This is a genomic window from Lysobacter enzymogenes (assembly GCF_023617245.1).
In the GTDB taxonomy this organism is placed as follows: Bacteria; Pseudomonadota; Gammaproteobacteria; order Xanthomonadales; family Xanthomonadaceae; genus Lysobacter; species Lysobacter yananisis.
Genome location: NZ_CP067396.1, coordinates 1321978 through 1341765, shown reverse-complemented (window position 1 = coordinate 1341765; position 19788 = coordinate 1321978). Strand labels below are relative to the sequence as shown.

General features: G+C 72.4%; 16 protein-coding genes, 1 pseudogene and 1 riboswitch. Of the genes and pseudogenes, 4 read left to right on the top strand and 13 right to left on the bottom strand.

Translation table 11 applies throughout. The features are described 5' to 3' along the window. Positions 1-161: 161 nt before the first annotated feature. Entirely contained in the window at positions 162-839 is a 678-nt protein-coding gene (locus tag JHW41_RS05780) for a YceH family protein (protein ID WP_082644631.1), read from the top strand. A gap of 404 nt (positions 840-1243) precedes the next feature. Here JHW41_RS05780 and JHW41_RS05775 read toward each other — a convergent pair whose 3' ends face one another. The 13 genes from JHW41_RS05775 to btuB all read right to left on the bottom strand — a co-directional run bounded on the left by JHW41_RS05775 (position 1244) and on the right by btuB (position 14183). Then, positions 1244-2290: an AraC family transcriptional regulator gene (locus JHW41_RS05775; protein ID WP_250449313.1), complete on the bottom strand. Its 1047-nt coding sequence runs from the start codon at positions 2288-2290 to the stop codon at positions 1244-1246. Between the two features lie 123 nt (positions 2291-2413). Beyond that, positions 2414-3157: an adenosylcobinamide-GDP ribazoletransferase gene (locus JHW41_RS05770; protein ID WP_250449312.1), complete on the bottom strand. Its 744-nt coding sequence runs from the start codon at positions 3155-3157 to the stop codon at positions 2414-2416. Continuing rightward, entirely contained in the window at positions 3154-3762 is a 609-nt protein-coding gene (locus JHW41_RS05765) for a histidine phosphatase family protein (protein ID WP_250449311.1), read from the bottom strand. Before JHW41_RS05765 ends, JHW41_RS05770 begins: the two co-directional genes overlap by 4 nt. Before the next feature lie 130 nt (positions 3763-3892). Next, positions 3893-4957 carry a nicotinate-nucleotide--dimethylbenzimidazole phosphoribosyltransferase gene (gene cobT, locus JHW41_RS05760; RefSeq protein ID WP_250450793.1) on the bottom strand — a complete coding sequence of 355 codons (1065 nt, stop codon included), beginning with the start codon at positions 4955-4957 and terminating at the stop codon, positions 3893-3895. 65 nt (positions 4958-5022) lie between these two features. Continuing rightward, positions 5023-5541, bottom strand: coding sequence for a bifunctional adenosylcobinamide kinase/adenosylcobinamide-phosphate guanylyltransferase (gene cobU, locus JHW41_RS05755; protein WP_250449310.1), 519 nt, complete (start codon positions 5539-5541; stop codon positions 5023-5025). After that, the gene (locus JHW41_RS05750; protein WP_250449309.1) at positions 5529-7049 is read right to left on the bottom strand and encodes a cobyric acid synthase; all 1521 of its coding nucleotides are present in this window, start codon (positions 7047-7049) and stop codon (positions 5529-5531) included. Before JHW41_RS05750 ends, cobU begins: the two co-directional genes overlap by 13 nt. Continuing rightward, positions 7046-8038, bottom strand: coding sequence for a threonine-phosphate decarboxylase CobD (gene cobD / locus JHW41_RS05745; RefSeq protein WP_250449308.1), 993 nt, complete (start codon positions 8036-8038; stop codon positions 7046-7048). The genes JHW41_RS05750 and cobD overlap by 4 nt, the downstream gene beginning before the upstream one ends. Further along, entirely contained in the window at positions 8031-8969 is a 939-nt protein-coding gene (gene cbiB / locus JHW41_RS05740) for an adenosylcobinamide-phosphate synthase CbiB (RefSeq protein ID WP_250449307.1), read from the bottom strand. Before cbiB ends, cobD begins: the two co-directional genes overlap by 8 nt. After that, complete coding sequence (locus tag JHW41_RS05735; protein ID WP_250449306.1) at positions 8966-10282, bottom strand: cobyrinate a,c-diamide synthase; 1317 nt, start codon at positions 10280-10282, stop codon at positions 8966-8968. Before JHW41_RS05735 ends, cbiB begins: the two co-directional genes overlap by 4 nt. A 65-nt stretch (positions 10283-10347) precedes the next feature. Further along, entirely contained in the window at positions 10348-10980 is a 633-nt protein-coding gene (cobO, locus tag JHW41_RS05730; protein WP_250449305.1) for a cob(I)yrinic acid a,c-diamide adenosyltransferase, read from the bottom strand. After that, complete coding sequence (locus tag JHW41_RS05725) at positions 10977-11576, bottom strand: hypothetical protein (RefSeq protein ID WP_425606399.1); 600 nt, start codon at positions 11574-11576, stop codon at positions 10977-10979. The genes cobO and JHW41_RS05725 overlap by 4 nt, the downstream gene beginning before the upstream one ends. A 22-nt stretch (positions 11577-11598) precedes the next feature. After that, positions 11599-12246, bottom strand: a complete 648-nt coding sequence (locus tag JHW41_RS05720) for a hypothetical protein (protein WP_250449304.1) — start codon at positions 12244-12246, stop codon at positions 11599-11601. A 50-nt stretch (positions 12247-12296) separates the two neighbouring features. Continuing rightward, positions 12297-14183 (bottom strand): TonB-dependent vitamin B12 receptor, encoded by a 1887-nt coding sequence (btuB, locus tag JHW41_RS05715; RefSeq protein WP_250449303.1) that lies wholly within the window; start codon positions 14181-14183, stop codon positions 12297-12299. Positions 14184-14301: 118 nt separating this feature from the next. Then, positions 14302-14556: riboswitch (cobalamin riboswitch) on the bottom strand. 350 nt (positions 14557-14906) lie between these two features. Here btuB and JHW41_RS05710 point away from each other — a divergent pair. The 3 genes and pseudogenes from JHW41_RS05710 (at position 14907) to JHW41_RS05705 (ending at position 19719) form a co-directional block, all read left to right on the top strand. Continuing rightward, a complete protein-coding gene (locus tag JHW41_RS05710) occupies positions 14907-17303 on the top strand; it encodes a TonB-dependent receptor plug domain-containing protein (RefSeq protein WP_250449302.1) in 2397 nt (798 codons plus the stop codon). 105 nt (positions 17304-17408) lie between these two features. Further along, a pseudogene (locus tag JHW41_RS26450) lies at positions 17409-17465 on the top strand (hypothetical protein); the annotation flags it as partial. Between the two features lie 217 nt (positions 17466-17682). Next, a complete protein-coding gene (locus JHW41_RS05705) occupies positions 17683-19719 on the top strand; it encodes an amidohydrolase family protein (RefSeq protein ID WP_250449301.1) in 2037 nt (678 codons plus the stop codon). The last annotated feature ends 69 nt before the right edge of the window (positions 19720-19788 follow it).

The following is a 19788-nucleotide window of genomic DNA, read 5'->3' as shown; positions in this document are numbered from 1 at the left end:
CTGGTCTCGGACGGCCTGGCCTCGGCCGTCCTGGTCTCGGCCGTTCTAAGCCCGGACGGCCCGCGCCTGTCCGCCCGCCGCCGCGGACTGCGATGTCCGTGGCGGCCCGCGGCGCGATACGCTTGCGCCGCCTCCTTCCACGCCGCCCGCGAACCGCAGCCATGAGCGATATCGATCCGTCCGCCGCCGATGACACCCCAGCCGCCGCCGTCGAGGCGCAACTCACCCCGACCGAGGCGCGCGTGGTCGCGGTGCTGATCGAGAAGGAAGCGACCACGCCGGACGTGTACCCGCTGACCCTCAACGCGATCGTGGTCGCCTGCAACCAGAAGACCTCGCGCGATCCGGTCACCAATCTGGAACAGGGCGAGGTGGCGCATGCGCTGCGCCAGCTGGAGCCGCGCGGCTGGGTCAAATCGCACCATTCCCCGCGCGCCGAACGCTACAGCCACCGCGCCGGCACCGCGCTCGACGCGACCCGACCGCAGACCGTGCTGCTGGCCCTGCTGATGCTGCGCGGCCCGCAGACCGTCAACGAACTGCTGAGCCGCAGCGACCGCATGGCCAAGTTCGACGCGGCCGGCGACGTGCAATATGCGCTGGAACGGCTGGCCCAACACCAGCCGCCGCTGGTCAAACTGCTCGGCCGCCAGTCCGGCCAGCGCGAAGACCGCTACGGCCACCTGCTGTGCGGCGAACCGCAATGGACCGCCGCCGCGTCCGGCGCCGACCCGGCGTTGGCGAGCCCGGCCGCGCAGTCGGCCTTGGGCGAACGCATCGCCGCGCTGGAAGCGAAGGTCGCCGAACTGGAAGCGCGCCTGGAAGCCGCCGGCGCCTGATCGGTTGGTTCCTGTAGCAGCGGCGCGAGCCGCGACCGCGGCAACGCAAGCACCGGCGCCATGCTTCCCGGGCGGGCGACGTTCACGGCTCCTGATCGGTCCGACGGCGTTCGCATTGGCGCGGTCGCGGCTCGCGCCGCTCCTACAGGGGGCAACCGAAGCCGCGGCGCAGCGACTGTAGGAGCGGCGCGAGCCGCGACCACGACAACTCAATCGCCGGCGCCATGCTTCCCGAGCGGGCGACGTTCACGGCTCCGGATCGGTCCGACGGCGTTCGCATTGGCGCGGTCGCGGCTTGCGCCGCTCCTACAGGGGGGCGGCCGCAATGGCGTCGAAGCGGAGGCATCCGCCGCGCCATGATTTTCGCGCGGATGCGTTTCGCGGGATCGATTCGGCCGCGCCGGTCAGACCAGCGGCAGGTAGATATCGGTGCGCAGCACCGCTTCCGGGGTTTCGTCCGGGTCGTCCAGGTATTCGTGGAACAGCGGGGCGTCGCGCAGCGATTCGCCGCTCTCGGGCAACCAGCGCGCGAGCAGGGCGTCGGTCAGCGCTTCGAGCCCGTCGAAGGCGCCGACCAAGCGGACGCGCGCGTAGCGTCCGCCGCCCAGGACCTGCAGGCGGATGCCCTCGCCGGCGTCGGCGCCGAACGGCGCGCCCAAGGCCAGCATGCAGTCGAAGGCGCAAGCCTGCGGCGGGACGTCGCGGCGGTCGTCCAAGGGCACGCCGTAGAGGCCGCGCAGCGAGTCCAGCAGGCCGTTCTGCGCGGCCCAGCCGAACAGCCGGCCGTAGCCCTGGTTCTGTTCGGGGTAAGCGCCGGTCACCCGCAACGCGGCGACCTGGAACGGCTCCACGCTGACCACTTCCACCCGCAGCGGCGCGGCCTCGCCGTGTTCCGGCGCGGGCGGCTGGGCCAGGCGGTCGATCTCGCGCCATAGCCGTTCGGGCTCGGCGCGCAGTTCGCTCGGGGTGCCGCCGACGCCCTGGCGCAGCGCGCGGGTGAAGGCCTGCGGGGTCTGGTAGCCGACCGCGAGCGCGGCGTCGGTGACGCTGCGTCCGCCGTCGGCGAGCACGCGCAGGCCTTGCAGCAGGCGCAACCGGGCCACGGTCTGGCCGGTGGTCTCGCCGGTCATGGCGCGATAGACGCGGTGGAAGTGGAACGGCGAGAACGCCGCCGCTTCGGCCAACCGGCCCAGTTCCGGCGGCTCCTCGCCGGCGGCGATGGCTTGCTCGATCAGCGCCACCGCGCGCTGGATGCGGCGGTGGTGGGCGTCGCGGGTGCCGGGCTTGAGCGCGGCGCGCGCGGACGCGGCGGCGGTGCGGCCGGACTCCGGCGCCGCGGCGACGACAGGCGCCGGGGCGGCATGCGCTTCGATCGCGTGCGCAGCCGGCGCGGCGACGGCCGGCGTATCGGCCACGGATGCGGCGGCGGGCGAATCCTTGACGGGAGGCATGGTCTTGCTCCTCGCACTCGGCGGTGGGATGGCGGCCAGCATTGCAGCCGTGACGGCGCGCGGCGGTTCCTATCTTGCGCTTTCGCCGGTTCTCGCCTGCTCTGGCCGACTCCGGCCGGAGAATCAGTACGACAGCGCCAGCGCCGCCAGCACCGCCGCCTCGGTCAGCTCGGCCAGGGCGCCGCAGGTATCGCCGGTCATGCCCTGCAGCCGGCGCAGGCAGGCGCGCCGCCACAGCGCGAACACCAGCAGCGCCGCCGCCAACGCCAGCGCGCCGCGCCAGCCGGCCAACGCGCAGGCCGCGGCGCTGACGATCAACGCGGCGATGCAGCCCGCGCGCGGCGCGCCGGCCAAGGCCTGGCCGAGGCCGCCGCTGCGCACGTACGGGGTGGTCAGGAAGGCCAAGGTCAGCGCCGCGCGCGCCAGCAGCGGCGCCAGCAGCAGCGCGGCCCAGGCCGGCGCCGGCAGGCTCGCCAGCGCGGCGAACTTCAGCAACAGCAGCAAGGCCACCGCCGTCACCGCCAGCGGACCGCTGCGCGGGTCTTTCATGATGTCCAGGGTGCGCGCGCGGCTTTGCTGCGGATCGGCGCGCAGGCCGCCGACCCAGGCGTCGGCCGTGTCGGCCAGCCCGTCCAGGTGCAGCGCGCCGGTCAGCGCGGTCCAGGCGATCAGCAGCAAGGCCGCCGACAACAGCGGCGGCCGCGTCTGCAAGCTCCACGCCAGCGCGCACAGCAGCAGGCCGATCAGCGCGCCGGCCAACGGATACCAGGCCAGCGCGCGACGCTGCGCGTCGGCATCGGCGAACACCCGCGCGGGCACCGGAATCCGGGTCAGGAAACCGATCGCGGCCAGCGCGGCGCGCATCACCCGTCGACCGGATCGGCCTGCGCGCGCGCCGCCGCGCCGTCGCGCGCGGGCTTGGGCGGCCAACTGACCGCATGCAGCGAGGCGTGGGCGACGTCGATGTTGAGCAGGTCGGTGTAGCGGCGGCCGGCGGCGATGCAGCGCAGCAGGCGGATCGCGCCGCCGTGGGTCACCACCAGCACGCGGCGGCCGCCGTGGCGTTGGGCGATCTCGTCCATGGCCGCGGTCAGGCGCGCGGCGAAGTCGTCGAAGCGCTCCGCGCCGGGCGGCGGATACGCCACCGGATCGGCCCAGAACCGCGCCAGCGCCTCGCCTTCCTGCGCGGCGATGGCGTCGACCGGACGACCCTGCCAATCGCCGAAATGGTACTCGCGCAGGCGCAGCTCCAGCGCCCACGGCAGGCCGCGCGCCTGCGCCAGTTCCTGCGCGAACGCGGCGCAGCGCTGCAGCGGCGAGCTGACGATGGCGTCCCATTCGCGCCCGAGCACGGCGTCGCGCATCTGCCGCCAGCCCAGTTCCAGCAGGCTGTCGTCGAGCTGGCCGCGATAGCTGCGGTGGCCGGTATCGCCGTGGCGCAGCAGGTCCAGGTGCACGGGGTTGATGCTCATCGCGGCGTCGGTCCTTGTACGCGTCGGTGAAAGAACGGGCAATCGGCGCAAGAACCGGATGATGCCCGCAGGTGTGCCGGCAAGGGAATATGCCGCACGCCGGTCGCATCGCGCGCGAGTGCGCGTGCGTTCACGCGCGCGCGGCCGCCGGGTCGCTGTGCGAACCGTTCGCGCCCGACACGCCGGCCTGGGCGAAGGTCGCCATGCCCGCATGCAGTTCGCAGGCCAGCCGCAGCAGCGGCACCGCGACCGCGGCGCCGCTGGCCTCGCCCAGGCGCAGGCCGAGATCGAGCAGCGGCTGCGCGTCCAGCGCGTCGAGCAGCGCGGCGTGGCCGCGTTCGTGCGAACGGTGCGCGTACAGCAGCCACGGGCCGCAACCGGGATTGAGCCGCTGCGCGGCCAGCGCCGCGACCGTGGCGATGAAGCCGTCGACCAGCACCGCCACGCCGCCCTGGGCGCAGGCGATGTAGGCGCCGGTCAGGGCCGCGATCTCGAAACCGCCGAGCCGGCGCAGCCGTTCCCAGTCGCTGCCGGCGTCGGCATGCAGGGCCAGCGCGCGTTCGATCACCGCGGTCTTGTGGGCGATGCCGGCCGCGTCCAGGCCGGTGCCGGCGCCGGCCAGCCGCGCCGGCGCGCAGTCCAGCAGTGCGCTCGCCAGTGCGGCGGCGGCGGTGGTGTTGGCGATGCCCATCTCGCCGCCGACGAACAACTGCGCGCCGGCGTCGCGCGCGGCGCGCACGCTGGCGGCGCCGGCGGCCAGCGCGGCGCGCAGCTGCGCCGGCGTCATCGCCGCGGCTTCGCAGAAGTTGGCCGTGGACGCGGCGACGATCGCGCGGTGCACGCCCTTGATCGGGCCGGGGTCGTTGACCGTGCCGAGATTGACCACGTCCAGGCTCGCGCCGAGGCTGCGCGCGAGCACGGCGATCGCCGCGCCGCCGCCGGCGAAGTTGCGCAGCATCTCGCCGGTGACCGCCTGCGGGAACGCCGATACGCCCTCGGCGGCGACGCCGTGGTCGGCGGCGAACACGCTGATCCACACCCGATGCAGCGACGGCCGCTGGCTGCGCTGCAATCCGGCCAGCCGCACCGCGAGCTCTTCGAGCCGGCCGAGCGAACCCGGCGGCTTGGTCAGCTGGTCCTGGCGCGCGCGCGCTTGCGCGGCGCTGTCCTCGTCGACGCGCAGGCATTCGCGCAGCCACCAGGAAGTCTCGTCGTTCAAGTCCGCGTTCTCCGCATCCGCAGGGCTCCGATCACCGCCGCTCACAACGCCGGCCCCTTCAACACCAGCGGCAGGCCGGCCGCCACGAACGCCACCCGCTCGCAGACCTCGCCGAGCGCCTGATGCAGGCGCCCGGCTTCGTCGACGAAACGCCGGCTCAACTCGCCCATCGGCACCACGCCGAGGCCGACTTCGTTGCTGACGAACAGCACCGTGCCCGGCAACGCGGGCACGGCTTCGAGCAGGGCGGAGCGTTCGCGATGGAACAGCGAGGGATCGTTGGCGCCGAGCAGGTTGCTCAGCCACAGGGTCAGGCAGTCCACCAGCACGCAGCGCTGCGGCGCGACGTGCGCGCGCAGCGCATCGGCCAGCGCGATCGGCTCTTCCACGCAGCCCCAGGCCGCCGGCCGGCGCGCGCGGTGATGGGCGATGCGCGCGTCCATCTCGCCGTCCAGCGGCTGCGCGGTGGCCAGGTAGACGACGTCGGCGTGGGCGCCGGCCAGGCGTTCGGCCAGCGCGCTCTTGCCCGAGCGCGCGCCGCCGAGAATCAGGGTGCGCATGCGCTTTCCTCGCGTTGTGGTGTGTCGCGGTCCGCGCCCAGGCCGAACAGCCGGGCCAGCGCGGCGGTGTCCAGGTGCCGCTCGACCGCATCGGCGAGACGGTCGATGGAGTGTTCGCGCAAGCTGCGCAGGTCGAGCGGCTCGGCCTGTTCGAGCCCGGCCCAGCCCAGCAACGCGGCCAGCGCCTGCGGATGATCGAACACGCCGTGCAGGTAGGTGCCGAGCACTTGCCCGTCGGCGCTGATCGCGCCGTCTTCGCGGCCGTCGTCCAGGCGCAACGCCGGCCGTTGCAAGCCCGCGCCGGCGCTGACGCCACAATGGATCTCGTAGCCTTCGGCCACCGCGTCGGCGAAACTCAGCCGGCCCTTGGCGTTGCGCAGTTGCTTGTACGGCTGCAGCGTGGTGTCGAGATCGAGCCAGCCCAGACCGTCGCTGGAACCGGCCTCGCCCTCGATGCCGTGCGGGTCGTGCACCGCGCGGCCGAGCATCTGCAAGCCGCCGCAGATGCCGATCACCCGGCCGCCGTAGCGCAGGTGGCGGGCGATCGCCTCGGCCCAGCCGTTGCGGCGCAGCCACGCCAGGTCGGCGCGGGTGGCCTTGGAGCCCGGCAGCACGATCAGGTCGCACGGCGGCGGTGCATCGCCCGGGCCGACGAAGCGGCAATCGACCTGCGGATGCGCGCGCAGCGCGTCGAAGTCGGTGTGGTTGCTGATCCGCGGCAACGCCGGCACCGCCACGCGCAGGCGCGCGCCGGCTTTCGCGTCGGCCGCGCGCGGCAGCGCGTCCTCGGCTTCCAGATGCAGGCCGTGCAGGTAGGGCAGCACGCCGAGCACCGGCTTGCCGGTCTCGCGTTCGAGCCAATCCAGCCCGGATTGCAGCAATCCGATGTCGCCGCGGAAGCGGTTGATGACGAAACCCGCGACCCGCGCGCGTTCGCTGTCCGACAGCAGCGCCAGGGTCCCGACCAGATGCGCGAACACGCCGCCGCGGTCGATGTCGGCGATCAGGATCACCGGGCAGTCGACCGCTTCGGCATAGCCCATGTTGGCGATGTCGCGGTCGCGCAGGTTGATCTCGGCCGGGCTGCCCGCGCCCTCCACCACCACCGCCGCGTAGCGCTCGCACAGGCGCGCGTGCGAGGCCAGCACCGCGTCCATCGCAACGCGTTTGTAGTCGTGGTAGGCGCGCGCGTCGAGCTGGGCGACGGCGCGGCCGTGCACGATCACCTGCGCGCCGGTGTCGCTGCTGGGCTTGAGCAGGATCGGGTTGAAGTCGGTGTGCGGCGCCAGCCCGGCGGCCTGCGCCTGCACCGCCTGGGCGCGGCCGATCTCGCCGCCGTCGGCGGTCACCGCCGAGTTCAGCGCCATGTTCTGCGGCTTGAACGGCGCCACCGCGACGCCGCGCCGGCGCAGCCAGCGGCACAGCGCCGCGACCAGCGCGCTCTTGCCGGCGTCGGAGGTGCAGCCTTGCACCATCAACACGCGCGCGGGTCCGCACGATTCGCTCATCGCAAGCAGTCTCCGAGTTCGGCCAGAGCGGTTTCGAGCCGCCGCCATTCGTCTTCGCCGCCGGGCAGGCCGAAGCGCAGGCTGGATGGTTGTTCGAACAGGCGGGTGAGGATCGCGCGTCGCGCCAGCGCTTCGTGCAGTTGCGCGGCGCGCGGATCGCGCCGCCACTGGAAGAACGCGCTGCCGCCGCTGGGCGCGAGGCCGTGCGCGCGCAGCATCGCGGCCAGGCGCTCGGCTTGCGTCTGCAACTGCGCGCGCATGCCCCGCTGCCAGTCGCGGTCGGCCAGCGCGTGGCGCAGGACGTGGCGCGCCGGGCCGGTCAGGGTCCACGGGCCGAGCCGCTCGCGCAGCGCCGCCAGCAGCGCCGGCGCGGCGCAGACGAAACCGGCGCGCGCGCCGGCCAGGCCGAAGAACTTGCCGGCCGAACGCAGCACGATCAAGCCGTCGCGCGCGCTCTCGCCGCACAGGCTGCTTTCGGGGGTGGCGTCCATGAACGCTTCGTCGATCAGCAGCCAGCCGCCGCGGGCGGCGAGATCCCGGTGCAGCGCGAGCAAGGCCTCGCGTTCGAAGCGCTCGCCGCCGGGGTTGTTGGGATGGATCAGCACGACCACGTCGAAGCGCGCGCGCTGCGCCAGCAAATCGTGCGCCGGCAGCGTTTCGACCGCGTGCCCGGCGCGCCGCCAGGCATGCGCATGTTCGGCGTAGCCGGGCGCGATCACGCCGACGCGCGCGGGCGAACGCAGTTCCGGCAAGGCCTGGATCGCCGCCTGCGAACCGGCCACCGGCAGCGTCTGCGGCGCGCCGTAGTACGCGGCGGCGATCTCGGCCAGACCGTCGTCGTCCTCGGGCAAACGCTGCCAGGCGCGCGCGGGAATCTCCGGCACCGGCCAGGCCTGCGGGTTGATGCCGGTCGACAGATCGAGCCAATGCGCCGCGGGAATGCCGTAACGCTGCGCGGCGCGCAGCAGGCGGCCGCCGTGTTCAAGCATGCCGCCACCCCGCCAGAGCGAACGCTGCTACGGCCACCGCCAGCAGCCACAGCGCGGTGCCGCGCTCGACCAGCGCCAGCGCGCGGCGGATCGAACCGGCATCGGGCGTCGCGCCCTCGCCCAACTGCGGGCGCGATTCCCACACGCCGCGATACGGCGCGTCGCCGCCCAGGCGCACGCCCAGCGCGCCGGCGCCGGCGGCCATCACCGGGCCGGCGTTGGGGCTGTCCCACCGCGGCGCCTGCGCGCGCCAGCAACGCAGCGCGCGCGCGCCGTCGCCGAGCGCGGCATAGGTCAGCGCGGTCAGCCGTGCGGGCACCCAGTTCAGCGCGTCGTCGATGCGCGCGGCGGCCCAGCCGAAGCGCTCGTAGCGCTCGCTACGGTAGCCCCACATCGCGTCGAGGGTGTTGCTCAGCCGGTACAGCACGGCGCCGGCGGGCCCGAGCAGGGCGAACCAGAACAACGCGGCGAACACCGCGTCGCTGCCGTTCTCCAGCACCGACTCGGTGGCCGCGGCGGCGACGCGTTCGGCATCGAGCGCGTGCGCGTCGCGGCTGACGATGCGGCCGACCGCGGCGCGCGCGTCTTCCAAGCGGCCGGCGTCCAATGCCTCGGCCACCGGCACGGCATGCTCGCGCAGGCTGCGCAGGCCGATGGCGAAGTACAGCGCCAGCGCCGCGAACGCGCCGCCGGCCCACGCCGACCATTGCCACAGCGCGCAGTGCAGCCAGCCGGCGGCGGCGCTCAGCGGCAGCGTCGCCAGCGTCCACGCGGCCAGCCCGCGCGCGCGGCTGTCGGCGTGCAGCGCGGTTTCCAGCGCGCGCGCCAGGCGGCCGAAGGCGACCAGCGGATGGGCCCGGCGCGGCTCGCCCAGCGCGGCGTCGAGCAACACGCCGCCGAGCATCGTCCACGCCAGCGCCTGCGCGCTCATGCCAGGAACAGCCGCACGGCCGCGTCCGGGTTCGAGGGAAAGTAGAAGTGCACGAAGCTCGCGCTCATGCGATCGCGCCGGTACACCGCTTCGCGGCTCGGGCCGCCGTTGGGGTTGGCCGACATCGCGATGGCCTGCGCGGCGACCTCGGCCTGGGCGTAGTGGAAGGTGTGGCCGCGCAGTTCGCCTTCCGGCAACGCCACCGACTGCAGGCCGAGCGCGGCCAGACGCGTGCCGATGCGCGCGCGGCCGCGCAGCAGGCCGGCCATCGCCGCGCCGCGGCCGTCGCGGTCGGTCAGTTCGTCCAGGCAGTACAGCAGCCCGCCGCACTCGGCCAGCAGCGGCTTGCCGGCCGCGACGTGCGCATGCAGCGCGTCGCGCAACGCGGCGTTGGCCGCGAGCGCGTCCAGGTGCAGTTCCGGATAGCCGCCCGGCAGCCACGCCGCGTCGCACTCGGGCAGCGTCTCGCCCGCCACCGGCGAGAAGAACGCCAACTCGGCGCCGGCCGCGCGCAGCAGTTCCAGGTTGGCCGGATACAGGAAGCAGAACGCCGCGTCGCGCGCGACCGCGATGCGGCGGCCGCGCAGGCGCGGCGGCACCGCAGGCGCCTGCGCGGGCTCGAAGGCGACCGCCGGCGGCAACTCGGCGTCGGCGTGCGCGGCCCAGGCATCGGCCAACGCGTCCAGGCGCGCGTCGATATCGCTCAGTTCGCCCGCCGCGACCAGGCCCAGGTGCCGCTCCGGCAGCGCCAGCGCCAGCTCGCGCGGCAGCGCGCCGAGCCAACGCAACTCGCCGGGCAGGCTCTCGCGCAGCAACTGCGCGTGATACGCGCTGCCGATGCGGTTGGCCGCGACGCCGTACACCCGCAGCCCCTCGCGGTAACGCGCCAGCCCGAGCGCGAGCGCGCCGAAGGTCTGCGCCATCGCCGAGCCGTCGATCACCGTAAGCACCGGCACGCCGATGCGCTCGGCCAGATCGGCGCTCGACGGCGATCCGTCGAACAGCCCCATCACGCCCTCGATCAGGATCAGATCGGCCTCGCTCGCGGCCGCGTGCAGGCGCGCGCGCACGTCGTCCTCGCCGCACATCCACAGGTCCAGCTGCTGCGCCGGCGCGCCGCTGGCGCGTTCGAGCACCATCGGGTCGAGGAAGTCCGGCCCGGTCTTGAACACCCGCACCCGCCGCCCCTGGCGCGAATGCCAGCGCGCCAACGCAGCGGTGACGCTGGTCTTGCCCTGGCCGGAAGCGGGGGCGGAGACCAGCAGGGCTGGGCAGTGGCCGGGACCGGGGCCCCGGGACCCGGGACCTGCCAAGTCGATTCCAAGCTCGGCTCCGGACTTTACGGGTCCCCGGTCCCGAGTCCCCGGTCCCGCAACGCTCACAACTCGACCCCCTTCTGCGCCTTGATCCCGGCCTTGAACGCATGCTTGACCACGCGCATGTCGGTGACCGTGTCGGCGGCCTCGATCAGCGCATCGGGCGCGCCGCGGCCGGTGATCACCACGTGCTGGCGCGGCGGGCGCGCTGCGACCGCGGCCAGCACGTCGTCGACCGCGACGTAGCGGTGCGCGAGGGCGATGTTGAGTTCGTCGAGCAGGACGAAGTCGTAGGCCTCGTCGCCGAGCATGCGCGCGGCCACCGCCCACGCCGCCTGCGCGGCGGCGATGTCGCGCTGCTTGTCCTGGGTTTCCCAGGTGAAGCCCTCGCCCATCACGTGGTAGTCGAGCTCTTCGAAGCGGCGGAAGAAGGCTTCCTCGCCGGTGGCGAAGCTGCCCTTGATGAACTGCACCACGCCGCACTTGAAGCCGTGGCCGAGCGAGCGCGCGAGCATGCCGAAGCCCGAGGAGCTCTTGCCCTTGCCGTTGCCGGTGTTGACCACCAGCACGCCGCGCTCGATGGTGGCGCGCGCGACCTTGCGGTCGATCAATTCTTTCTTGCGCTGCATGCGCTCGCGGTGCTTGTCCTCGCTGGCCGCGGCGAAGCCGGCGCGGTCGCCATTGTCCTCGCTCATGCCGCCGCTCCGGCGCGCTGGCGCGATTCGATCAGCCGCGCCGCGGCGTAAACGGCGAAGCCGGCGCCGACGTAGCCGGCCAGGGTGCCGAGCGCGCGCGGGTAGTAGCGCGGGATGCGCTCCACGAACCCGGCCCAGCTCGCGTCCGGATAGCGGCCGGACAGGAAATAGAAGCCGCCCTTGGAGATCAGGTAGGCCACCACCGAGGTCGCCAGCAGGGTCAGCGCCAACATCGGCACCGTGGCCAGGCGGTCGCGGTGCATGCGCGCATAGATCCGCCCGCCCCACCACAACGCACCGTAGGCCAGCGCCAGCGCCCAGTACGCCGGCGACAGGCACCAGTCGGTGACCCGGCCCAGCGCCAGGCTGGCCAGGTCCAGCAACGACGACAACACGAAAAACGCAGGGAACAACCAGGCCGGGCGCAGCAGCGCGCCGGCGAGGAAGAACACCGCCCACGACGCGCTCGGCAGCGCATCGACGGTGGCGAAGTGCTGGCCGCGGGTGCACACCATCAGCGCGGCCAAGGCCAGCGCGGCGGCGATCTGGCCGTTGCGCGCGCGCAGCGGCAGCGCGGCCTGGCTCGGCGGAAGCAACAAGCTCATGACGCTCTCCTTCTCAGTGGCGCGGGCCGGATGCGGCGCCGCGCGGACGGGCGAAACGCGCGACCAGCGCATGCGCCAGCAACGCCGCGCCGACATAGGCCATCGTGGTGCCGACGAACAACGGGCCCCAGCGCCAGACCCGCTCGATGTACTGGGCGAAATTCGGATCGGCGTAACGGCCGCCGAACCAGTAGAACGCGCCGTTGGAAATCAGGAACGAGGCGCTGGCGGCGACCAGCGCCACCGCCAGCGCGCCGGCCAGCGCGCGCGGCCGCGCCGCCATCGACGGCGCCCAGGCCCGGCCCAGGTACCACAGCACCGCATACGCCAGCAGCAGGAACGCGTACGACGGCGTCACGCAGTAGTGATCGAAGAAGCTCAGCCCGCGCCCGGTCACGGCGATGTAGTCGATCGCCACCGCCGCCACCAGCAGCCCGGCGAACAGCCGGTGGCGCTGCAGGTACAGGCCGCCGAGGAAGAACACCGCCATCGATGCGTCCGGCAGGTGCAGCGCGCTGCCGACCGCGTGGAAACGGGTCGCGGCCATCAGCGTCAGCAGCACGGCCAGGATCGCCAGTTGCGCGGGGCCCGCGAGCAGCGGCCGCAGTTCGTGCCGGCGCGGGGCCGGGCGGTTCGGCTGGGACTGGGTCGTGGAGATCATCGTCGTCTCTCGGTCGGGGCCGGCCGCGCGCGCGGCCGGCGCGGGCGGGTTCAGCGGTTGGGACGGTAGCGCAGGCTCAGCAGGTAGGTGCGTCCGGGCTGATTGTAGAAGGCCGCGGTTTCGTAGCGCTTGTCGAACAGGTTGTTGGCCGCCAGCTGCACGCTCCAGTCCGTGCCCAGCGCGTAGCCCAGGCGCAGGTCGGCCAGGGCGTAGCCGCCGAGTTCGCGCTTGTTGGCGAGGTCGTCGTAGCGCTGGCCGGCGGCGTAGACGCTGGCGCCGAGCGAGAACGCGTCGCCGCGGTCGAGTTCGAAGCGGCGGTCCAGGTCGATGCGCGCGCTCTGCCGCACGCGCCGCGGCAGGATGTTGTCGCGGTAGCCGCCGCGGCTGTCGTTGCGCGGGTCCAGCCAGGTCGCGCTGGCGCGCAGGTCCCAGCCGGCCACGCGCGTGTCCAGCGCCGCTTCCAGGCCGCGGATGCGGGCGCGGTCGACGTTGCCGGGCAGGCCGATGGAGGCGTCGTAGGCGATCAGATCGTCGATCCGGGTCTGGTAGGCGTTGAGCGACCACACCTGGCGGCCGCCCTCGCCGAAGGTGCCGCGCAGGCCCAGTTCGAAGCTGCGCGAGGTTTCCGGGCCCAGGTCCGGATTGCCGTACCCCGGGTAATACAGCTCGTTGAAGGTCGGCGCCTTGAACGCGGTGCCGTAGCTCGCGGTCAGCCGCAGCGCGTCGGCGAAGTTCCAGCCCCACAGCACGCTGCCGGTGGTTTCGCCGCCGAACTGGCTGTCGTCGTCGCGGCGCAGGCTGGCCTGCAGCGCGTGCGCGCCGAACTCGCGCTGGTACTGGCCGAACGCGCCGCGCAGCACGCGCGCGTCGCGCTTGTAGGCGGTGTTGCTTTCGACTTCGTCGCGCTGCCAGTCGAAGCCCAGGCTCAGCAGGCCGCCGCCGAGGCCGAGGTCGCCCTGCAGCGAGCCGAGCTGGCGGCGGGTGTCGAAGGTGCTGGAGTACTTGCCGTCCTTGTATTGCTCGCTGAGGTCCCAGCTGCGGCCGGCGTTGAGGCTCAACGCGAGGCGGTCGCTCGGGCGGTAGCGCAGCTTCGCGCCGGCGACCTGCTGGACGGTGTCGGCCTGGTTGTTCTGGCTGCCGTCGTATTCGTTGTAACCCTGCGCGCGGAACACCCGCGCCTCGCCGTCCCACCGCTCGTTGAAGCGGTAGCCGCCCTGCAGGGTCAGCGACGAGTTGCGGTAACCGTCGCGATCGGGCGAATAGGTGAAGCAGCCGGCGCCGCCCGGCGACGGCTTGCCGCGGCAGGCGTCGATGCCGTCGGTGTCCTCGTGCGCGGCGTTGATCGAATACCAGCCGCGCTCGCCCTTTCCGGCCACGCCGGCGGACGCGCGATGGGTCTTGTCGCTGCCGATGCCGACGCTGAAGCTCGGCGCGAACGGCCCCTGCGGGCGGCGGGTGAAGATCTGGATCACGCCGCCGATGGCTTCCGAGCCGTACAGGCTGGAGAACGGGCCGCGCACGATCTCCACGCGCTCGATCTGCTCGACCGGGATGTCCTGCAGCGAGGCGCCGCCGCTGGTGGCCGAACCGAGCTTGATCCCGTCGACCAGCACCAGCACGTGATCGGATTCGCTGCCGCGCAGGAACAGCGAGGTGCTTTTGCCCGGCCCGCCGTTGTTGGCCAGCGACGCGCCCGGCGTGCCGCGCAACAGGTCCGGCAGCGACGAAGGCTGCAGGCGCTCGATGTCGGCGCGGTCGATCACGGTGACCGCGGCCAGGGTCGCGTCCTGGGTCTGCGCGGTGCGGGTGGCGGTGACCACGACCTGGTCGAGATCGACCGCCGGCGCGGCAGGGGCGGTGGCGGCCGCGGCGGACAGGGCGATGGCCAGGGCCGGCGCGAGCGCGCGGCGCGGGGAACGGACGAAGCGGTGCTGCATGGCCTGCGGGTCTCCAGGGCCGCGCTCTCCCGCGCGGCCGACAAGGGTCGGGACCGGCGCGAAAACAGCGCGGAAGGACACGCACAGGCGCGCTCGCTCCGCCACCAGGCCCGCCGCCGGTCGGTTCGCGCTCCAGGCCGGTCTCCGGGCTTGCGAGTGGAACCTGTCGAGCGTCCTTGTCCGAGGTTCCGGCGCCGCGCCTTCCCATGCATGAAGCACAGTGGCCGTTGCGGTGCGTGGACTCGCCTACCGTTGCGGGGGCAGCTCCGGCTTGAGCGCGCGGACCGTTCTGGCGAACAGACCCGCGGCGCGACCGGATTCCCGTTTCAATCGCCGGACTGTGCCGGCGATCACCTTGAGCGCGCGCATCTTAACAGTCGCGACGCCCGGGCGAGCGAACGGCACCGCCAGCACGCGGCCCTGTTTCGGACCGGTCCTATTCAATCGTCGCCGCATCCGCGGCCATGCTGGCGGCGGGCCTGCGCGCGATCGGGCCCCGCGCCACACCCCCGATCCTTGTTCGTTTTCCGGCCGCCGGCTCGCCGCGCATATGCGACCGGCGGTTCTTTTTGCCCGCGATCCGCGGCGCAGCGCCGAAAACGAGGCGTCTACCACTTTTTGATTACTTGCGTTAGCCGGTTCCTGGCCGCTTCATTGACCGGGTTGTTATGACCGTGTTAAACCCGGATGACATCGCTGTCAGTCCCCCATGCAGGAGTCTTCATGCACGCCAGCCGCACGCTCGCCCACCCCGGTCTCCGCGTCCGCCACCCGCTCGCCCTCGGCTTGGCCATCGCCTTGAGCCTGACCGCCGCCCCCGCCGTCCTGGCCCAGCAACCCGCCCAGGCCGACGCCAAGACCCTCGACCAAGTCATCGTCACCGGCACGCGCGTGTCCGACCGCACCGTCGCCGAGTCGACCGCGCCGATCGACATCATCACCCCCGAGACCCTGGAAGCCACCGGCACGGTCGAGCTGGCGACCGCGCTGTCGCGCGCCCTGCCCTCGCTGAACTTCCCGCGCCCGGCGATCACCGACGGCACCGACGCGGTGCGTCCGGCGCAGCTGCGCGGCCTCGCGCCCGATCAGGTGCTGGTGCTGGTCAACGGCAAGCGCCGCCACACCACCGCGCTGATCAACCTCAACGGCAGCCAGGGCCGCGGCTCTTCGCCGGTGGACCTCAACGCGATCCCGATCGCCTCGATCGAGCGGGTGGAAGTGCTGCGCGACGGCGCGTCTGCGCAGTACGGCTCCGACGCCATCGCCGGCGTGGTCAACGTGGTGCTGAAGGGTTCCGGCAGCGGCGGCTCGATCGCCGCGCGCTACGGCCAGTACAGCGCCGGCGACGGCGAGCAGTACCAGCTCTCCGGCGACCTCGGCCTGGAAGGCGAGCGCGGCTGGCTGCGCCTGGCCGCGCAAGGCGGCCACCAGGACAACACCAACCGCGCGCGGCCGTTCCAGGGCGTGGTCGAACAGCGCTACGGCGATCCGGAGATCGACCACGGCGCGTTCTCCTACAACGGCGAATTCAAGCCGGTGGACTACCTGTCGTTCTATTCGTTCGGCAGCTACAGCGAACGCGACGTGCTGTCGAACGGCTATTTCCGCTTCGCCGCCGATCCGCGCAACATCCCCTCGATCTATCCCAACGGCTTCTTGCCGCAGATCCACAACGTCAGCAAGGACCGCGCCGCGGTGTTCGGCGTGCGCAGCGAAACCGCCGGCGGCACCCAGATCGACCTGAGCTACAACTACGGCCACAACGGCCTGACCTTCGACATCGAGAACACGCTCAACCGCAGCCTGGGCCCCAGTTCGCCGACCAAGTTCTACGCCGGCGCGCTGGAAGTGACCCAGCACGTGTTGAACCTGGACTTCACCCGCCCGGTGGACTTCGGCTGGAAGTACCCGATCACCTTCGCCTGGGGCGCGGAATGGCGCGGCGAGGAATTCAGCCAGCGCGCCGGCGAGTTCCTGTCCTACGCCAACGGCGGCGTGCCCGCGTCCAACGGCCAGGTGCTGCCGGGCGCGCAGGTGTTCTCGGGCTTCCGCGCCAGCGACGCCGGCGAGTTCGACCGCCACAGCTATTCGTTCTATCTCGACGTGGAAGGCGACCTGACCGACAAGTTCTCCGCCGGCCTGGCCGCGCGCTACGAGAGCTACAGCGACTTCGGCGACACCACCTCGGGCAAGCTGTCGGCGCGCTACGCCTTCACCGACGCGGTCGCGCTGCGCGCCACCGTGTCCACCGGCTTCCGCGCGCCGTCGCTGCAACAGCAGTACTTCCAGTCCATCGCCACCAACTTCATCAGCGGCGTGCCGTACGAGATCGGCACCTTCCGCGTCGACAACCCGGCCGCGGTGGCGCTGGGTTCGGAACCGCTGAAGGCAGAGGAATCGACCAACTACAGCCTGGGCCTGGTGCTGCAGCCGGCCGACGGCCTGTACATCACCCTCGACGCGTACCAGATCAAGGTCGACGACCGCATCCTGCTGTCGGAGAACCTGACCAGCACCGCGGTGCGCAACTACCTGCAGGCCAACGGCTATCCCGGCATCGGCGGCGGCCGCTATTTCACCAACGCGGTCGACACCAAGACCCAGGGCGTGGACCTGATCGCGACCTATGCCTGGGACGTCGGCAACGGCAAGCTCAGCACCACCGCCGGCTACAACTACTCCAAGACCGAAATCGAGAACATCGCGCCGAACCCGCCGCGGCTGGCGGCGATCGACCCGGCCGCGGTGCGCATCGGCCGCACCGAGATCGGCCGCATCACCAAGGGCGCGCCGCGCGACAAGTTCTTCCTCGCCGGCGACTGGAAGAGCGGCAACTGGAACTTCACCGCCACCGCCACCCGCTACGGCGAGTTCACCGAACTGCACGCGAGCGATCCGCTGCAGGACCAGACCTTCAGCGCCAAGTGGACCCTGGACCTGGCCGCGACCTACCGCCTGGACCGCTGGGACTTCACCGTCGGCGGCGACAACGTGCTCAACGAATACCCCGACGAGTCCAAGCTGGTGCGCGGCACCCGCAACTACCTGCCGTACAACACCGCCTCGCCGTTCGGGTTCAACGGCGCGTTCACGTACTTGAAGGTGGGTTACAAGTGGTGAGGCGCGCGGCGCGCTGAAACCTGAGCGCATGAAGGCCCGGGCCCAGTCCCGGGCCTTCGCGCTTTTGCGGGAGGGCCTGCATGCTGCTTTTGTGGGAAGGGCTGCATGCTCTTGTGGGGAGGGCTGCATGCTTTTGTGGGAGGGCCTTCAGGCCCGATGCTTTTGTCTCAGGTCGCGGCGACCTGACCGGAAAGCATCGGGCCTGAAGGCCCTCCCACAGAGACCTCCCACAAGAGCCTTCCCACAAGACCTTCCGACAAAGCCGGCGACCGCCCGTCGGCACGCGAGTCCCCACTGCCGGCACATCCTCGCGCCGCGCGGATCGGCTATACCGCATCGGTACCGTCCCGCCACCAGCACGCCACCCCGGAGCCCGTCGATGCGCCCGATCGCCCTGCTGTCGCTGTCCCTCGCCCTCGCCGCCGCCTTGAGCGCGCATGCCGCGCCCGCCACCCGCGACTACGCCGTGCTGATGCAAGGCCGCAGCGCCGGCGAACAGAAAGTGACCACCGCCGACGACGGCTCGGTCCGGGTCGAGTTCCACTACACCGACCGCGGCCGCGGCGACCGCAGCAGCACCGGCTGGCGCCTCAACGACGACGGCACCCTGCGCGAGTACAGCGGCCGCGGCAACGACTACCTGCTGACCCCGTTCGAGGAAAGCTACCGGGCCGAATCGGGCAGCGCGCGCTGGAAGAACCCGAGCGAAAGCGGCGAGCGCGCGCTGACCGCGCCGGCGTTCTTCCTGCCGCTGCAGGCCGCCCCGGAAGCCACCGGCGCGCTCGCCCGCGCCCTGCTCAAGGCGCCGCAGCGCACGCTCGCGCTGTTGCCGGCCGGCGAGGCGCGGATCGAACGCGTCGGCGAATACCCCATAGCCGGCCGCGACGGCACGGTCACGCTGCAGCTCTACAGCATCCTCGGGCTCGACTTCACCCCGCGCATGGTCTGGCTGCGCGAGGACGGCCGCACCGCCGCGACCATCGCCGCCTCGGGCTGGTTCGTCACCGTCGACCGCGAGTTCGAACCGGCGGTGGCGAAACTGACCGAGCTGCAGGAAGCCGCCGGCGCGCGCTGGGGCGCCGATTTCGCCCAGCGCCTCACCCATGCGCCCAAGGGCCCGCTGCTGATCCGCAACGCGCGCCTGTTCGACCCGCGCGACCTCAGCGTCGAGGCCGGCACCAGCGTGCTGATCGAGAACGAACGCATCGTCCGCGTCGGCCCCGACGCGCAGGTGCGCGCGCCGCGCGGCGCGGAAACGATCGACGCGCGCGGCCGCTTCCTGATGCCCGGCCTGTGGGACGTGCACAAGCACTACAGCAGCACCGAGGACGGCGCGCTCGACATCGCCGCCGGCGTCACCAGCGCGCGCGACATCGCCAACAACTTCGACACCTTCCTGCAACGCGTCGAACGCTTCGACGCCGGCAGCGAGATCGGCCCGCGCGTGCTCAAGGCCGGCTTCATCGACGGCCCCGGCCCCTACGCCGGCCCGACCAAGATGCTGGTGTCCACGCCCGAGGAAGCGGTCAAGGCGGTGGATTTCTACGCCGACCGCGGCTACATGCAGATCAAGAGCTATTCCTCGCTGAAGCCCGAACTGGTGCCGGTGATCGCCGACCGCGCCCACGCCCGCGGCCTGCGCTACAGCGGCCACGTGCCGGCGACGATGTCGGCGCGCCAGTTCATCGAGGGCGGCGCCGACGAACTGCAGCACATGATCTACGTCGAGCTGAACTTCATGTACCCCAAGGTCGAGGACACCCAGGGCATGAAGCGGCTGACCGCGGTCGCCGAACACGCCCACGAGTACCCGCCCGAAGCGCCGAAGGTGCGCGAGTTCATCGACTTCCTCAAGCGCCACCGCACCGTGCTCGACCCGACCATGGCGCTGGGCGAGGACCTGTTCGGCGGCGATCCCACCGACAAGACCCCGCCGGGCCTGCGCGGCGTCGCCGAGCGGCTGCCGCCGCAGGCGCGGCGCAACCTCAGCTGGGGCGCGCTGAAGCCGCCGCACGGCAAGGAAGAGGCCTACCAGCAGGCGTTCCCGAGCATGCTCAAGCTGCTCAAGGCGCTGCACGACGCCGGCGTGACCATCCTGCCCGGCACCGACGCGATGGCCGGCTACATGCTGCACGCCGAGCTGGAAGCGTATGCGCGCGCCGGCATCCCCAACGCCGAAGTGCTGCGCTTGGCGACGCTGACGCCGGCGCAGGTGCTGGGCGTGGACAAGGACCGCGGCGCGGTCGCGCCGGGCAAGTACGCCGACCTGGTCCTGATCGACGGCGACCCGCTCAAGGACATGCGCGACATCCGCAAGGTCGATGCCGTATTCAAGGGCGGCAAGCGCTTCGATCCGGGCGAGATCGAGCAGGCGCTGGGGATCGTGCCGCGCAAGGCGGCGGCCGGCGCGCGCTGATGCCGAGTCCTGCGCCGGGACGGCGAGGCGCGCGCCGTTGCTTTGCCGGCGGCGCGGCGCGGTGGCGCG

What these genes read in the sequence shown, in the direction of transcription:
- JHW41_RS05780 (WP_082644631.1), top strand. Translation starts at nt 162, where the DNA reads ATGAGCGATATCGATCCGTCCGCCGCCGATGACACCCCAGCCGCCGCC.
- JHW41_RS05710 (WP_250449302.1), top strand. Translation starts at nt 14,907, where the DNA reads ATGCACGCCAGCCGCACGCTCGCCCACCCCGGTCTCCGCGTCCGCCAC.
- cobD (WP_250449308.1), bottom strand. Translation starts at nt 8,038, where the DNA reads ATGCTTGAACACGGCGGCCGCCTGCTGCGCGCCGCGCAGCGTTACGGC.
- cobO (WP_250449305.1), bottom strand. Translation starts at nt 10,980, where the DNA reads ATGAGCGAGGACAATGGCGACCGCGCCGGCTTCGCCGCGGCCAGCGAG.
- JHW41_RS05720 (WP_250449304.1), bottom strand. Translation starts at nt 12,246, where the DNA reads ATGATCTCCACGACCCAGTCCCAGCCGAACCGCCCGGCCCCGCGCCGG.
- JHW41_RS05775 (WP_250449313.1), bottom strand. Translation starts at nt 2,290, where the DNA reads ATGCCTCCCGTCAAGGATTCGCCCGCCGCCGCATCCGTGGCCGATACG.
- cbiB (WP_250449307.1), bottom strand. Translation starts at nt 8,969, where the DNA reads ATGAGCGCGCAGGCGCTGGCGTGGACGATGCTCGGCGGCGTGTTGCTC.
- btuB (WP_250449303.1), bottom strand. Translation starts at nt 14,183, where the DNA reads ATGCAGCACCGCTTCGTCCGTTCCCCGCGCCGCGCGCTCGCGCCGGCC.
- JHW41_RS05705 (WP_250449301.1), top strand. Translation starts at nt 17,683, where the DNA reads ATGCGCCCGATCGCCCTGCTGTCGCTGTCCCTCGCCCTCGCCGCCGCC.
- JHW41_RS05750 (WP_250449309.1), bottom strand. Translation starts at nt 7,049, where the DNA reads ATGAGCGAATCGTGCGGACCCGCGCGCGTGTTGATGGTGCAAGGCTGC.
- cobU (WP_250449310.1), bottom strand. Translation starts at nt 5,541, where the DNA reads ATGCGCACCCTGATTCTCGGCGGCGCGCGCTCGGGCAAGAGCGCGCTG.
- JHW41_RS05765 (WP_250449311.1), bottom strand. Translation starts at nt 3,762, where the DNA reads ATGAGCATCAACCCCGTGCACCTGGACCTGCTGCGCCACGGCGATACC.